General features: G+C 63.5%; 11 protein-coding genes. All 11 read right to left on the reverse strand.

Translation table 11 applies throughout. The features are described 5' to 3' along the window. Positions 1–28: 28 nt before the first annotated feature. Positions 29–2,056 carry an AAA family ATPase gene (locus PP263_RS07200; protein ID WP_308367701.1) on the reverse strand — a complete coding sequence of 676 codons (2,028 nt, stop codon included), beginning with the start codon at positions 2,054–2,056 and terminating at the stop codon, positions 29–31. Further along, positions 2,049–3,743, reverse strand: coding sequence for a hypothetical protein (locus tag PP263_RS07205; protein WP_308367702.1), 1,695 nt, complete (start codon positions 3,741–3,743; stop codon positions 2,049–2,051). Before PP263_RS07205 ends, PP263_RS07200 begins: the two co-directional genes overlap by 8 nt. A gap of 4 nt (positions 3,744–3,747) precedes the next feature. Next, positions 3,748–5,949 (reverse strand): phage tail protein I, encoded by a 2,202-nt coding sequence (locus tag PP263_RS07210; RefSeq protein WP_308367704.1) that lies wholly within the window; start codon positions 5,947–5,949, stop codon positions 3,748–3,750. 2 nt (positions 5,950–5,951) lie between these two features. After that, complete coding sequence (locus PP263_RS07215; protein WP_308367705.1) at positions 5,952–8,147, reverse strand: putative baseplate assembly protein; 2,196 nt, start codon at positions 8,145–8,147, stop codon at positions 5,952–5,954. A 153-nt stretch (positions 8,148–8,300) separates the two neighbouring features. Further along, entirely contained in the window at positions 8,301–8,717 is a 417-nt protein-coding gene (locus tag PP263_RS07220; protein ID WP_308367706.1) for a GPW/gp25 family protein, read from the reverse strand. Then, a complete protein-coding gene (locus PP263_RS07225) occupies positions 8,714–10,384 on the reverse strand; it encodes a hypothetical protein (RefSeq protein WP_308367707.1) in 1,671 nt (556 codons plus the stop codon). The genes PP263_RS07220 and PP263_RS07225 overlap by 4 nt, the downstream gene beginning before the upstream one ends. Further along, positions 10,381–11,049, reverse strand: coding sequence for a phage baseplate assembly protein V (locus PP263_RS07230; protein WP_308367708.1), 669 nt, complete (start codon positions 11,047–11,049; stop codon positions 10,381–10,383). The genes PP263_RS07225 and PP263_RS07230 overlap by 4 nt, the downstream gene beginning before the upstream one ends. Further along, positions 11,046–12,131, reverse strand: coding sequence for a contractile injection system protein, VgrG/Pvc8 family (locus PP263_RS07235; protein WP_308367710.1), 1,086 nt, complete (start codon positions 12,129–12,131; stop codon positions 11,046–11,048). Before PP263_RS07235 ends, PP263_RS07230 begins: the two co-directional genes overlap by 4 nt. Next, positions 12,124–12,300 (reverse strand): hypothetical protein, encoded by a 177-nt coding sequence (locus tag PP263_RS07240; RefSeq protein ID WP_308367711.1) that lies wholly within the window; start codon positions 12,298–12,300, stop codon positions 12,124–12,126. The genes PP263_RS07235 and PP263_RS07240 overlap by 8 nt, the downstream gene beginning before the upstream one ends. Positions 12,301–12,312: 12 nt before the next feature. Further along, entirely contained in the window at positions 12,313–13,728 is a 1,416-nt protein-coding gene (locus PP263_RS07245; RefSeq protein ID WP_308367713.1) for a hypothetical protein, read from the reverse strand. Positions 13,729–13,771: 43 nt separating this feature from the next. Next, positions 13,772–14,329 (reverse strand): phage tail protein, encoded by a 558-nt coding sequence (locus tag PP263_RS07250; protein ID WP_308367714.1) that lies wholly within the window; start codon positions 14,327–14,329, stop codon positions 13,772–13,774. Between the last annotated feature and the right edge of the window lie 2 nt (positions 14,330–14,331).

The raw sequence follows: 14,331 nt of genomic DNA on the forward strand, positions 1-14,331 counted from the left end.
CTTCTTGCCAAACTTCCCCCAAAAATTTTCATCTTTTTGATATTTCCCGATAGGCCTTGCCGGATTTTTCGTACTCGCGCCGGATGGCATCAAAAAAATGCTGTCGGGTGATCGGACTCTCTTCCCGTGCGGCGAAAAAGGCGGCGGAGACCGCGGCGTTGCGGATATGGCCACCGACGATGGGAAACTGCGAGGCCAATTCGGAAAAACTCACGTCCTCCGCCAACGGCGCCCCTTCAGGAATATGGCACTGCCACAAGCGCAGGCGCTCGCGGTAACCGGGTTCCTCGAATTCGATAATAAATTCCAGCCTGCGGCTGAAAGCGGTATCTATGTTCTGCCGGTAGTTGGTGGCCAGTATCGCCAAGCCGTCGTAGCACTCCAGGCGCGAGAGCAGGTAGGCGGTCTCCAGGTTGGCGTAGCGGTCGTGGGCGTCGGAAACTTCGGTGCGCTTGCCGAACAGAACGTCCGCCTCGTCGAAAAACAGCACTGCGCGGGAGTTTTCCGCAGTGGCAAAAACCTGGGCGAGATTTTTTTCCGTCTCGCCGATCCACTTGGAAACCACCCGGGACAGATCCACCTGCAGCAGGTCCACTCCCATGGCCCCGGCCATCACTTCGGCGGACAGTGTCTTGCCGGTACCCGGCGGGCCGGAAAACAACATGCGCACACCGCGGGCGCCGCGGCGGCCGCGCAGGAACTGCCAGTCGTCCAGCACCCGGGACTGAAGGAACAGGCGGCTGGCGGCGTCCTGTAACTGGCGGAGCTGCTCTTCGGGCAGCACCAGTTGCGACCAGTCCGCGTCGGCGTGAATCAACTGGATGCCCGCGGCAAGGGAACCGGCGGAGCGGGCGCGCACCGCTGCCGCCAACTCCGCCATAGAGGATTCCGCGCGCAGCTGGCCGCCGCTGCGCAGATCGGCACACACCAGCTTCGCCTGCGCCGGCTCGAAGGGGTAGCGCGCGGCCAGATGCTCTGCCTGCTCCGCCATTTCCGGCAGCAGCTGCCGCCACATGGCGCGCAGGCTGGATACCCCCGGGGTTTTTATCGCCAGGCACTGTAACGGACGCCGCCCCATCATCGCAGTGGTATTGCTGTCGCCGTCAGCGCAGACAATCAGTGGCGCCGGGTAGTCGCAGAAATCCAGAGCGGGGATATCCCCACTGCCTACGGGCAGCACCAGCAATGGCACCAGGCCGCGCATCAGGCAATGCGCCTGCAACAGCCGCAGGTTTTCCCCCTGCAACTCTCCATCGACGCGCACGGCACAACAACCCAACCCCAGGTGTTCGCAGAGTACCGCGGCGCGGTTGACGGCGGACTCAACCACCTCGCCGCTCACCAGCAGGGTGATTGGCCGGCCCCCGCGCAGTTGCTGCCCGGCGCGGCGCACTTCCGCTTCCGCCAGCCAGGCGGCGAGGCCCGCGTCGACCGGCTCGGGGAAAAAAATCGACAGTTTTTCCGGCCACACCTCGATGCCCAGCAGATGCGGCCAGATTCCCTCCTGCAAGCCCAGACTGCGGGTAAAGAAAGGTTGCCCGGCATCGCCGGTAAACAACGGAAAGCGATTGCCCGCGGTGGATTCAATCAATTCCCGCAGCCGTACGCGCTGTTGGCCCTGCGGGCACAGCAGTTGTGCCACCAGGCCCAGGGTCGGCCGCGGCAGACCGCCGGGGTGCAGGCTGCGGAAAATATCCGCATAGCCCTCGTGCTCCTCCGCCAGCCCCGCCACCAGCAGCATTTCCACCTGAAGCAATTCCAGGTGCAAGCGCTGCACCAGCAGGTTTAAGCGACTCTGCGGATCGGTGGCGATGCGCACGCGGCAATCGCCCTGCCAGTCGCTCAGGGGGGTATCGCCGCAGGCTTCGCGATAGCGGTATTCGAGAAAATTCAGGGATACGGAAACGGGAGAGACGTCGTCGGCAAAACGCCGGCGCAACAGCTGGGCGAAGCGGCCGGCCATAATCGCCAGTTCCCGTTTTAGCATGGGAAGTTTTTCCGGGGCTCCGGCATCCGGCTGGGTATTGGATGGCGAATTGGCAAGTGGATTATTCATAGCGGATTTTCACCACTTTGCCGAGCCAGCGGACATAACCCTGGTCCAGGTCCAGCCCCGCGCGCCGCACTTCCGTATCCAGCCCCTGCAGTGGAAAAATCACCTCCGCCCAGGCGGGGTCCAGTTGCAACCTGGCTCCCCGCTGGCAGAGCCAGCGCCACCGTCCACCCGGGGATAGTTCCGGTTGCGGCAGCGATTCTTCCAAGGCGGAGAACAGTCGCCGTACCTGGGTATCCAGTATTTCTACTTCGCGGTCTTCCGGGTCTTCGAAATCCGGCATCTCCTCGTCTGCGGGGAGGTTGCACAGCAGGCGCAGCGCAGGGTCCCCGGCGGGAAAGTCTTCACAATCCGCACATTCAAAGGCGCGGCGGAAAAACTGGAAGAAAACCCAGCCCAGGGAACGCCGGGAGAACTCGTCGTCCCCAGCCAGCGCAAAGGCAATGCCCTCCTCCGCCAGAATTCTGTCGAGCATCGGCAGAAGGTAGAAGAGACCGGCCCATTCGCTGTGGAATGTCGCCGGTTCAAGCCGGGGATCGACGCTGGCCTCTTCTGTTACTTCGATCTCCCGCAGCGGGGTTATTTCACTGCTCTCCGCTCCCGGTGCAATGATTTTTCGGCGCCCTGTGGCGCTTCGCTCCCGCGCAGCTTTATCAGAATGGAAATCCCCAATTTCGCCGAGGCCTCTGTGCAAATCGCCGGTATTGGAAAAAGTACTTTCCTGTTGTTCCGCGGAGGAAATGTTTTCCCCTCGCACTTCCTCAAGAGATTCATCGTGCGTTTTTTGCAAACGCGGCGCACTCGAAAGCTCTTCGCTGCCCTCTCCGGTCAGCCGTCGCCATTGCACCTCCGCCGCTGCCAGCTGTGCGGCGATGGCGCCGGGAGTGCGGGAAGACAAGGCGGGCTCCAGTTCAATCAGGCCCAACAGCAACCATTGCCGCCGGGGTATAGCGCTGTGATGGGGCAATGCGCGGGGGCTCTCCGTCAGGTGGCGGGCAATAACGGAATTGCCGAGGGCAACCGGTGCCGGAATCTCCCCGCCAACAACACCTCTTTCCGTCGAGGGAATTTCAGGCGCTTCGCTGTTCAGCCAGCGCGGCTCCACACCGGCAGTGATCAAAATTCCCTGCAACAGCGCGCGGCAGTCCGCCTGCGGCAATTCGCGCAGCAGTGGGCGCAGCCTGCCGGCCTCCGCAAGGCGTACAAACAGCGGCAGCAGCAGCGCCGGCTCCCGGCACAGGGCGTTTGCCAGCTGCCGCCGCGCCTCCGCCGGCGCGGGGTCGTCCGGCAGGCTGCACCAGCCCAGCTGGTTCCAGGCCCAGGCCCGACCGGTGCGACCGGCGCTCACCTCCAGGGCGAAGTCGAGCAGGCCGTGCAGGCGGGACGGATAGCGAACGATATTTCCGGCCTCGCCGCTGCGGCCGGCCAGCGCCACGCCTATCGCCTCGGCGATGTGCCGGCTCCAGAGTTCGGCGTTGCGCTGTCGGGATTGATCCGGGTCGAAAGCCAGTGGCACCCGCACCAGGCGCAGGCAGATCTCTTCCCGGCTGTCGATGCCAAGCCGCGCCAGGGCGAGGTCCAGGCCTTCGCCAAAAGCCTGCGCCACTGTGTCGTCCAGCTCCCGCTGCAAATCCCGTTGATCCGGTTGCAGGTGGTAGCGGCGCGACAATTGTTTGATGGTGGTTTCCATGATTTCAGCCCACCTGCGAATCGCGGCCCAGGCGGCTGCCGCCGACACTGGTACCCGGCCCGGCGCGCCCGATGGTGTCGCTGCGCCCCAGTAAAGAGGCGCCCAGCTGCAACTGGCCGAAGCCCGATGCACTGCCGACAACGGAAGTCAGCCCCGCGTAGAGGCCGCGGCCCACGCGCATGCCGCTTTCCAGGGTGCAGATGTCGTAGAGGGTGTGCGCCGGGCGGTGGGTTTCCAGCAGGTGGCGCACCACATCCATTTTTTCCCCCTCCAGGGGGACGGCGACGATCAGGCTGAAGCGGTGGGCGTGCAGCTCTATGGCGTCCTCGATCGACACTTCGTTGACGGATTCCAGCTCGTCGACACCCAGTTTTCCGCCGATACGGAAGCCGGCGCCCACCACCGAGTTGGAGGCGAGGGCGTCGCGGTCGAGCAGCACCCCGCCGAGGCCGCGCATCTTGAAGTGTTCGATAATGGTGACGCCGGTGCCCAGGTAGATTTCCACAAAGCGCCGCAGGCCCATCACCGTGCCGCGATAGCGGAACAGCCAAGTGCAGTTGGCCACCAGCTCCCGCTTGGCCGCCTCGGGCCAGCGGTGGTCCAGCACCAGTCCCATAAAACTCGCCAGCCAGGGCAGCAGTTCCGCCGGGGTGGCGTGGGGGTCCAGCAGCAGCTGGCGGTAGCTGGCCTTCAGGTCCAGGTCCCGCAGCATTCCTTCGGGCATCGCCAGGTAGCGGCGCAGGAAATCCGCCTCCGCCCATTCCCGCGAGTACACCTGCGGCAGGCGGCGCAGCAGGTCGTGGCTGGGGTACTCGGCGCGCAGACGCCGGATTCTGGGGGTCTTGCGCGCGGTGCCGCTGAGTTCCAGTTGCACCCATAAATAGCGCCCGGGCGGGGCGATAATCGGGGCCTCGTAGGTCTGGAAGGAATCCTCGTCATCGCAGCCGGCCCAGGGCAGTTCGTTGCCGGCGGGACGGCGATAGAAATCCTGCGCGCCCGGTAAATTGTCCAGCAACAGCTCCGGTGGCATGGGGGGCGACAGGTCCGGGCGCGGGATGGTCATGCCGATCACATTGTCCGGCGGGGTGCGCTCCAGGGGTTCGACGGTTTCCGGGATCTCGTCCAGCACCAGGCAACGGGCGGTGACGCGGGTGCCGCGGGGCAGGCAGGCGTCGATAAACAGCCGCCCCCACTGGGTCTGGAAATCGCCGCTGTCCAGTTGGAAGCTGGTGACCAGCCCGCGGTTTTCGTAGCGCACCCGCGCCAGGGTGGCGCGCCGCAATCCGCTAGGAGACCAGTAAGCCACGTCACCTTCCGGAGTCACCACCAGGCCGCGGCCATCGTAGTGGCGCACCTTCAGGTGGGGCATTTCCGACTGGGCGCCGGCCTCGATACTGAAGCGTAAAAAGTCCTCGCCGGGGCGGCGGGCCGCCACCAGAATATCGCCACTGCCGAGAGGGGCTGCCAGGCGGACCAGGGCCGAGGCCCAGGGCACGTCGAAGGCGTCCGCGGGGGCGGCAAGCGGCACGATCCGCGCATCTTCACTGCCCCCCCGATCCAGCAGGTAGATCTCCTCGCCGATGGCCAGATCGGTGGGGTCCGTTACCGAGGGCGGCAGCTCGATGGCACGGGGCTGGCCGCGCGCGTCCAGCACCGCCAGGGCGGCGCCCTCCCCGTCTCTCAGCAACACCCATACCCGCTCGCCGTCTCCGGCGAGCGCCACCGGCGCCCGGGTGAAATTCACCCGGCGCAGCAGTTTGTTCTCCACCAGGTCGAACACTGTCAGGCGGCGGTCGCTGCGCTCGGCGATAAACAGGCGGCCGCGACGGTCCACCGCCAGGTCCACAGGTTCGCCGAGCGGGCCGGTTTCCCCTTCCGCCGGGGCGAAGTCTCCGAGGGATTCTGGCAAGTCTTCGAACAACGGCCGCGGCTGCGCAGCTGTACCCTCTGCTGCCCAGAGGATTTTTTCCACCTGCCCAAGTTCCGGGCGCGCCCGATAGAGGCGGCACCAGGGGTCGAAGACCATGCCCGCCGGTTCCGCGACAATCGCCTCGTCGGAATCCAGGTCGAAACGATCCTCCGGCAGCCAGGCGAGCTGCACAACGCCGAACTCATCCCCACTGGCCTCCAGCGCCGTATTCTCGTGCGCCGCCCGCCGCCACTGGTCGAGGCTGTGCAGGGTGGCGAAAGGCGAGAGCGCAGCCACGGTCAGCACTCCTCCAGCAGTACAGGTACCGGTACCGGCGGCGGGCCCGGCTGCGGCGGTTCTATGGCGCTGCCCGGGTCCACGGTAATGGGCCCGGATTCCACGGTGATTCCGATCAGTTCCGGCACTTCGTTTTTCGCCAGTACCACGGTGTTGCGCAACAGGTTACCGGCGGCATCCCAGCCCACCAGTTGCAAGTCTTCCAGGTATTCCACCCCCTCCACCTGGTGCGCCGCGGCTTCCAGTTCCGGGCCGTGCACCCGGCGGCCCAGGGGCCAACCCTGGCCGCTGGGACCATAGGGCGGCAGGGGCGCGAGGAACTGGCGGATCACCAGTTCCACCCAGTGGCGCACCGCGTCCACGCCGTAGCCAGGTTTGACCACCACGCCCACTGCCACCGCAACCGGCCGATACTTGGGGGGCAGCACATAGAGTTCGGTGGTCACCAGGCGCCGGGCGTCGAGGAATCGGCATACGCTGCGCAGCTGGTTTTTGTCCGGCATGGGGGCATTCGGGTGTTCCGGGTCGCTGCCGGGCCAGACCACCACGCTCACCACGCCAGCGGACTCCCGGTCCGGCAGGCTGGGGTGGTAGCGGGGCAGGCACTCTGCCCGCGCGATGTTGGCGCCGGGGGCAGCCAGCGCCAGCTCGCGAAAATCTCCCGCGGTCACTGCGCGGTCGCGGCGGCGCAGTTCGCCGGGAATCCGGTCCAGGGCCTGGGCCACGGTTTCCGCTTCGGCACCGCCATAGGCGGGCAGCGGGTTGGAAACTTTTACCGGGCGACTGGGGCTCAGCTTGGCGATCGCATCGGCGGCCACATTGCCCGCGCTGCCTCCGCCATAGCGGTAGCCGGTCACGCGGATACGCTGGCCGATCTGCGGGGCGAAACCCTGCAGGCCGTTGCCAAATTTCACCGTGCCCGCCGCGGCGTCCACCACGAAGTGGCGGTCGCCCTCGCCACTGGCGAAGAAATTGTCCACCGCCCGCCAGGCGCGCCAGCCGCTGGCCTCCTCCACTTCCAGCACAACACTGCCGGGCACCACCTGGGAATTGACCAGGTTGTAAGTCTGGTTGGCCTGGCCGTTACCGGTGCCGAGGAATTCCGCCCGCGCGCTCAGGGTCTGTTCCACCTGCGCCGCGTTGGCGCCCAGATAGATGAGCGAACCGAAGCGGCTGCCGTCGTGGCGGAAGGCGCGCAGCCAACACACCACCCGCTCGCCGTACTCGTCGTCCAGTGGCGGCGGCAGGTCACCGGTCCCCACCGCGTCCGGATCGTCCACGGCAAAAATACCGATCTCATCAAAATCCCCGGGCAGCCGCAGCCGGACCACCCCCTCCTGGGTGAGGCCGCGAGTGGTATCGCCTTCCACCCGCACTGCACGGTATCTGGCCTCGTTGTCTTGGGACAGGCCGGACCATATCTGCCATTCCACTGCCGGGCCGTCGCTACCGGCATCGGCGCCGGGGCAGCGGAAGCGCTGGGCGAATTCCGGGTTGTGAATATCCTGCTCGCGGTCGATGCGGATATCCGGCACGAATCCCAGGTTCAGCAGCAGCGGCGCATCCGGGTGTTCGGCCAGGGCACTGCGCACGCTGTCCACAGCTTCCGTCTTTTCCGCCAGTACCGGCACCCACAACATGCCGTCCACCGCGTCGTCGAAATTGACCGCGACTCCGGCTTCCTCTTCCCAGAGAATTTTCGTGCGGTAGGGGGCGGTGCTATCCGCGGATTCCAGGCCGCGGGTGCGGTAGGCCTGTTCGAAAAACTGCTCCTCCTCCGAACCCGGTTCCGGCAGCTCCTCGGCGATTTTTCCCACTGCGAAGGCGGTTACCGGCAGCACCCGCACTTCATTCAGGGTTTCGAATTTGATGTCCCCGGCCCTGGCCACGGAGCCCTTTTCGATCCTGACTCCCGCGCTCTCCTTGGTGGTAAAGGACAACATGGCCCGGGCGGAACTGGCGGGGCGCAGGGGAATCTGCAGCAAGCGCAGGAATTCCAGCTTGGTGGCTTCGGGGATCTGGTTGAAGCGGTAGAGCAGGTTTTCGCCGAGAAACGAAAACAGTTCCAGCAGGGTGATGCCCGGATCGCTGGCGTTGTGGTCCGTCCACTCCGGTGCGTACACGGGAATACGGGCGACCAGCTCGTTGCGGAGCTGTTCGTAACTGCGGTCGTCCAGTACCGGGCGGTTTAAGCGCATTAGTTATTTTCTCCAGCTTCCACTCAGACCCCATCCTTGGGTGGTTTTTGATGGGCACGCTGCGCTTTGCCCATCCTACGATCAGCCGTCGTCCCGTAGTCTGTAGGATGGGCAAAGCGCAGCGTGCCCATCATTGAACGCCCTGGCGACGCATCAAACATCGGCACTTCCTTGTAGATAAAAGGGAAAAACCAAGTTGTCCGAACTGCCATCACGCACATGGATATAATGGATTCGTATCAGCACCATGGATGGATCGCCGCCGGGTTCCACGTTCACCTGTTGCAACTTAATGCGTGGCTCCCACAGGGAGAGCGCGCGCATCACGTCGTTCTGGATCAGCGCGCGGGTGGCGGAGTTGTTGGGTTTCATCAGGTAGCGGCGCAGGCCGCAGCCGAACTGCGGGCGCATAATGCGCTCGCCGGGTTCGGTCTCCAGTATCAGCCAGATGGACTGGCGGACTTTGTCCGGGCCGCTGGCCAGCACGAGGCTGCGGTCGGCGGTGGACGGTAGTACGGGGAAATTCCAGCCACTGCCGAGAAACTGTTTCATTCCAATCGCTTTAGTCATGGCATGGCCACCTTGTCGAAATAGACCAGGCCGTCCTCCGGCAACGGCAACTGCCCTGTGGGTGCCTCGGGGTTGGGGTCTTCGGAAAAATCCCGGCTCATGGAGATATACAAGTCCGCCAGTTCGTTCAGAGTGATGCTGTTTTTCAGTTTGTTTTCCAGCTTTCCGGCGAAGGCGTTGGCTGGGCCTTCGCTACCGCCGGCGGAACTCAACTCCTCGCCCAAGCCCTTGGCCAGGGCGGTTTGCAATTCCGCTTTGCTATTAAAGCCGCCGCCTATCTCCGCGAGCACACCGACATCCAGATCGATCGCCGCCTCAATGTCCGGGCCGTGCACCTCCAGGTCCGCGGCAATGCCCACATCCAGGTCGATGGATGGGGGAATACACAGCTTGAGCTTGAGTAAAAACCAGAGCTGGAACAGGAACATGATGATGGGCAGGAACAGGCGGAACAGAAACAGCGCGACGATAAAGAACAGCAATATGGCAAAGAAGCAGATCTGCTGTCCCGGGCGGGTAAGCATTTCCTCGTTGATACTGGGCATATCCATACCGTCCGTGCCGAAATTCAACGATGAATTCGCCGGCGCGATGGTCTTGACCCCGGCGCCCCGCCCCGGCGGGCCAAGATTGGCCTGGTCTTTCAGTGCCAATAGGTCCGGCATCTTGATATTGATCGGCTTGTGGCTTGTGCCGTCGATATCAAAAAATGCGGCCAGCCGGTAATTCTGCGTGGGCTGGCTCCACACGACTTCTCCGTGGCAACAGTTGCGCCCTCGTCCCTCGCAACAGTCCTTTTTACGGCGCACGAAGCACTGGATCTCATAGAGGTCGCTCTCATCGAACTGGGGATTGCCCAGGCTGTCGATATCGCTGCCGGCGGTGGGCACCAGGCCGAACCAGAGGGTCTTGCCCTGAGCGGAGTGGGTGTCGTCCTGTGGATCCGGTTGCAGTGGATACAGCGGATAGACCTTTTCGGTAATGGTTTGCGGTTTGCTTTCCACCGGCTGCCAGTTGCCGATGGCTTCGTCATTCTCACTGGGAATCCAGCCCTGGCGCTGGGCGGTGATATGGTGGGCGACGATAAACGTCTGCAGGTCGTCGATGCTTTCCTGCAGCTCGCCCTTGAGGGACGCCACCCGCTTGTTCCCGATCTCCGCAAAAGCCTGGGAAAATACCGCAGATTTTTTCCCGTGCTTGCCTTCGAGTTTTACCAGCCGCTGCTTGACCCGGCGCAGGCGGTGCTGTTTGGCTAGGAGTTCCGGCTGCAGGGCCTTTCCCACCATCGGCACCTTGCGCCGCACCACAAAGCCGGTTTCGCATACCTGCTCCCGCCGCGCACTGGGAAAGCCCGGCGCGACGCAATGCAATTCGCACACCACCAGGTAGAAACGGCTGTGTGCGTGCTGGAAGAGCTTCAGGCTGTCATCCAGCTGCTCACGCAGTTCCGGGGTAATGATCTTGTTGGGATCGACACACAAACGGTCGACAAAATCCTCGCAGGCAAAACGCAGTGAATGCTGTGGTTCACGGGTGAATTTATCCATGAAACCCGCATCGCCATACTTCTGCAATATAGGCGCAGTGCTGCGGTTGGCCGGCGGACCGCCGACGGATTCGCTGCGGTACCAGGGACCAACCAGTATCCAGGGATGTCTGCTTTTCATAGCAAATTCCCCACGCCGGGCGTATAGGTTGGAGAGGTGACCACGGCCTTGGCGGTCAGGGTGGTGCAATTGATAATGCCGTCGAAATTGGCCACCGGCGCCTTGACGTTGAGTATCGGCGCCTGGATGTCCACGCTCAGGTTGCCCTTGATCTCCACCACGCCGGCGGCGGTAAAGGTGATCACGTGGCCGCTGGAATGACTCAGGGTGACGGTCCTGGCGCTGTCGTCGAGCACCAACTTGTGCCCGCTCTCCATCTGCAGGGTGATCTTTGCCGCGCCCTCGGTATCGTCGAATTCCAGCACGCTGTTGGAGCGGGTTTTCCACACGCGGATATTGTTGGCCTCCTCCGCCGCCTGGGGCAGCGCTTCGCGGCCATTCCAGCAGGCGCCGACAATATAGGGGCGGCGCAGGTTGCCCGCCTCGAAGGCCACCACCACCTGGGTGTCCTTTTCCGGCAGGGTCTGGATGCCCTGTTCGTTGTCCGCATAGGGAGACAACAGAGTTGCCCAGGCGCGCACGTCCCGGTCGCCGTCGCTACCCAGCCAGGGGAATTTCACCTCGATGCGGCCCATACTGTCCGGGTCGACAATATCGGTGACGATAGCCGGATAGACACCGTAGTAGGCCTGCTCGCCGCCGTCCCGGGTAAAATCGTTGATCATGCGTAATTCCCCACTGCCGCTCTCTCTGCCCTGAACTGGGTACGGTGGCCGCTGCTCAGGTCGTAGGTGTGCGCCACCTGGGTGACGTAGTAGCCATCGCCGCTGAATACCGGGCCCATGCGCTCCAGGGTCAACTGACCGCCCACGATCAGGTCCGGATGACCGCTGGTGACGCCGCTGATCTGCACGAAACCCCGCGCCCGGCGCAGTATTTCCGCGCGCGCCCAATCCGCCGCCTCGGCGGATTCCAGCGGCACTTCCCGCACCCGGTGGGACACCCGCTCACCGAAGGCACTGTTCAGGATCTCCACCCCGCTGCGGCCACTGGTGATCTCGCCGCGTACCGCGTCCTCGCCCGCCTCTTCATCGATCACCTCCCGGCTGGTGGCGTCATAGCCGCTGATGCGCACACTGGTGCGCTGGTGGGCGAGATCGGCGCAGGCGGTGGCCGTGATAATGTCGTTGCCGCGCACCAGGGTCATGGCCAGGCCGTCGCGCCTGTCCCGGGTCTTGAAAAACAGGCTGCTGCCGTCGGTCCACACGTCCGCCTGCAACAGGCGCGCCCGCTCGCGCAGGAAAGCCAGGTCGCTCATATTGAGCTGCTGGATTCGATCGTAAGTCGGACCGGGGGCGTCCACTTCCGGAGTCAGCCCGTGTTCTTCGGCAACGGCACTGGCGATATCCTCGTCATTCATCTCTTCGTAGGTTTTCATTCGCCGGGTCATGCGCAGGTCCATCAGTTTGTCCTCAGCGTAGAGGCAGACTTCCGGCTCTTCCCCTTCTTCATAATTGAGTTCCAGGGCACTGATAAATCCTTCGAAAATCGTGCGCTGTCCCTCCAATGGGCCTATGGCCACTTTGATTTCCTTGCCAAAGTCGAGAATGCGACCATCCATATACAGTAGTTTTTGCTGTTGCTCTCCGGACTGCGGGCCCACCGCCACGAAGCGTGCGCGCAGGGTTTTCAGGCCATCGACCGACTCCTCACAGTGCAGGTGCATCAGGTCCCGTGTAAGCTCACCCACATCTTCGTCGTCGACGGTAAAAACTGGGCGGGAGGCGATAAACATTGCACTAGTCATCGAAAGCCCCTGCACTCAGGCGTCGCTCCTGTCGCTCCATTCGCTTGAGTATCGATTGCAGCTGCTCGGCCTCGCGCCAGCGCTTGTCTCCGCTCTCGTCACCACCACTGGTCGAGCTCCCGCCCTGCGGCACTATTTCCGTTACCACGTGTTCGATATAGGTCGGCACAGTACTTTCTCCTCAATGGCAACCGCAGGGTTTGTGCAGCTGGCCGCAGACACCGCGGCGGCGGTCCGACTCTGCCCCGTCCGCCAGGGAGCGCGCACTTTCCCTTTTTGGCAGAGCCTCCCAGGGCGGAGTGGTTTTCTGTTTGCGGAATTGCGGACCGGCATCACCGCCGCCAGCCCGGCCGCTCGGGCCGCACACTGTGATCTCCTCCTGCGACAGCGCGGTGGGATACAGGGCGCGCAGGGGTACACCGTAGCCGTAGCTGGTGCTGCGCGGATCGGCCTTCGGGGACCTGGGCAACTGCGCAACGCCACCCGCCGGTACTGCCGATGGCGCAGCGCGGGAAAGCGGTGTGCGGGATATCGCGGGCCCCATTTGCACCGACTGGATGCCGGCGGTCGGGGAAACTGCGAGACCAAAAGCGCTTTGCGCAGCTCCGGCGGCACTTGCGGTCTCGCGGATTTTCAGCGTTTCAACTGCGGACTGGATTCCGCCGGCGGCGGAGATGGCAAGTCCGGCGCTGTCGCCATCAATTTTCTTGCCGGTGGATTTGCCCGCGACGTCTCCGCCGGTGGTGCCGACCGAGACGCCGGCTCCTGCGGAAAATACCGCGCTGGCACCGATGCCCAGGGAAGCCTCCAGGGAGACGCCCGCCTTCGCCAGCACCCCGACGGAAACGCCCACCCCAAGGCTGGCACTCAGGCTTGCACTAAAACCCACTTCTATCCCCGCCTCCAGGCTCAGCCCCGCACTGAGATCGACACCGAGACCGCGCCAGGCGGAAGGGTCCAGCCCCTGCCGGGCGAGAAAATCCGGTGCGGTTTCACCGTCGAGGGCGGTATCTGTACGCTCGTTGGCGTCACCGCTTTTATTGTCTTCATTGGTGCCGCTGCCTGGCGCCGCTGCATTGTTGTCACCGGTGCCCGCGGGCTCTGAACCGGAGGAGTTCCTCTCGTCGGGATTTACATAGGTATATTTCGGGTCCTGCTCTTTGATACTGAGAGAGACCTTCGCGCGCAGCGGGGCACCGTTTGCGGCAAAATGGTCAAATTCGATATCCACACTTTCCACAACTCCGGTGATAATCAACTGGTCCCACTGGAATTGCAGCAGCGGTGGCGCGTCGGAGGTGTTTTCCTTGGGCAGCACATATTTCTCGACGATGGCGGTTCTCGTGCGCACGGAAACCGGTGCTTCGTCAGTGCCCTCGTCGGCGGTGTCGAACACCAGGTCCATAGACAGGCTGGTGGAGCTGGAGCCGTTGTGCTGGCGCCGCTGGCGGCCGCGGGAGCGCCCGCCGTCGGTCTGGTTCTGCAGGCGTAGCTTGAGTGACTCCGGATTGAATTGCACAGGCACAGCCTCACCTTCGGGAGTCTGGTGTTCATCCGCTCTGACTTCCTGCAATTTTGCTTTTATCAGTTCACCCATAGTCCCCCCTGATTCCCTCGCCCGTTAGCAGGCCCCCACACATTCAACTTTCCAAAAGGCGCAGACCCTGGTGGGCGATATGCAATTCCTCAATGGCGATATCGCCGCTTTTCGCATTCAGTTGCGGGCCGGCGATTTTCGCCGGCAGACCGCGCTCGAAAACCCATGTGGCCAGGGTTTCCCCCTCCCGCTCTCCCCTCGGGTCGAGTACCTCTATAATTCCGTCGTAGCGGGGCACCGGGCGTTTTCCGGATACCACCTTCTGTATCCACTGCCAGAGTTCCCGCTGCACCCGGTTTTCCTCTCCGTAGAACATGCCGCGCTTGAGGACAATATTGGTGTATTTGGCGCGCCCCACCCTTTGGATTACGCCGTCGTTACGCCCTCCCTCCAGGTATTCCTGGACATCCATGGAAACCTCCAGGCCGGAGCACTCCTGAAACCCGCCATCGCCGAGTAGGTTCTCGTCGGAGGCTCCCTCACCGGGTGGGGCCAGAGAATCATTCGGCCCTGTAGTACTGCCGGCCTCGATCTCCGCGGCTTTGAGCAGCGAAATGCGAAACTGGAAGTTGCCAAGCAGCCTGGGAAATCCTTCCGCCATTG

It is taken from the genome of Microbulbifer sp. TB1203 (genome assembly GCF_030997045.1).
Lineage (GTDB): Bacteria > Pseudomonadota > Gammaproteobacteria > Pseudomonadales > Cellvibrionaceae > Microbulbifer.

Coding starts and splice junctions, on each gene's coding strand:
- PP263_RS07200 (WP_308367701.1), bottom strand. CDS start 2,056: ATGAATAATCCACTTGCCAATTCGCCATCCAATACCCAGCCGGATGCC.
- PP263_RS07205 (WP_308367702.1), bottom strand. CDS start 3,743: ATGGAAACCACCATCAAACAATTGTCGCGCCGCTACCACCTGCAACCG.
- PP263_RS07215 (WP_308367705.1), bottom strand. CDS start 8,147: ATGCGCTTAAACCGCCCGGTACTGGACGACCGCAGTTACGAACAGCTC.
- PP263_RS07220 (WP_308367706.1), bottom strand. CDS start 8,717: ATGACTAAAGCGATTGGAATGAAACAGTTTCTCGGCAGTGGCTGGAAT.
- PP263_RS07225 (WP_308367707.1), bottom strand. CDS start 10,384: ATGAAAAGCAGACATCCCTGGATACTGGTTGGTCCCTGGTACCGCAGC.
- PP263_RS07230 (WP_308367708.1), bottom strand. CDS start 11,049: ATGATCAACGATTTTACCCGGGACGGCGGCGAGCAGGCCTACTACGGT.
- PP263_RS07235 (WP_308367710.1), bottom strand. CDS start 12,131: ATGACTAGTGCAATGTTTATCGCCTCCCGCCCAGTTTTTACCGTCGAC.
- PP263_RS07245 (WP_308367713.1), bottom strand. CDS start 13,728: ATGGGTGAACTGATAAAAGCAAAATTGCAGGAAGTCAGAGCGGATGAA.
- PP263_RS07250 (WP_308367714.1), bottom strand. CDS start 14,329: ATGGCGGAAGGATTTCCCAGGCTGCTTGGCAACTTCCAGTTTCGCATT.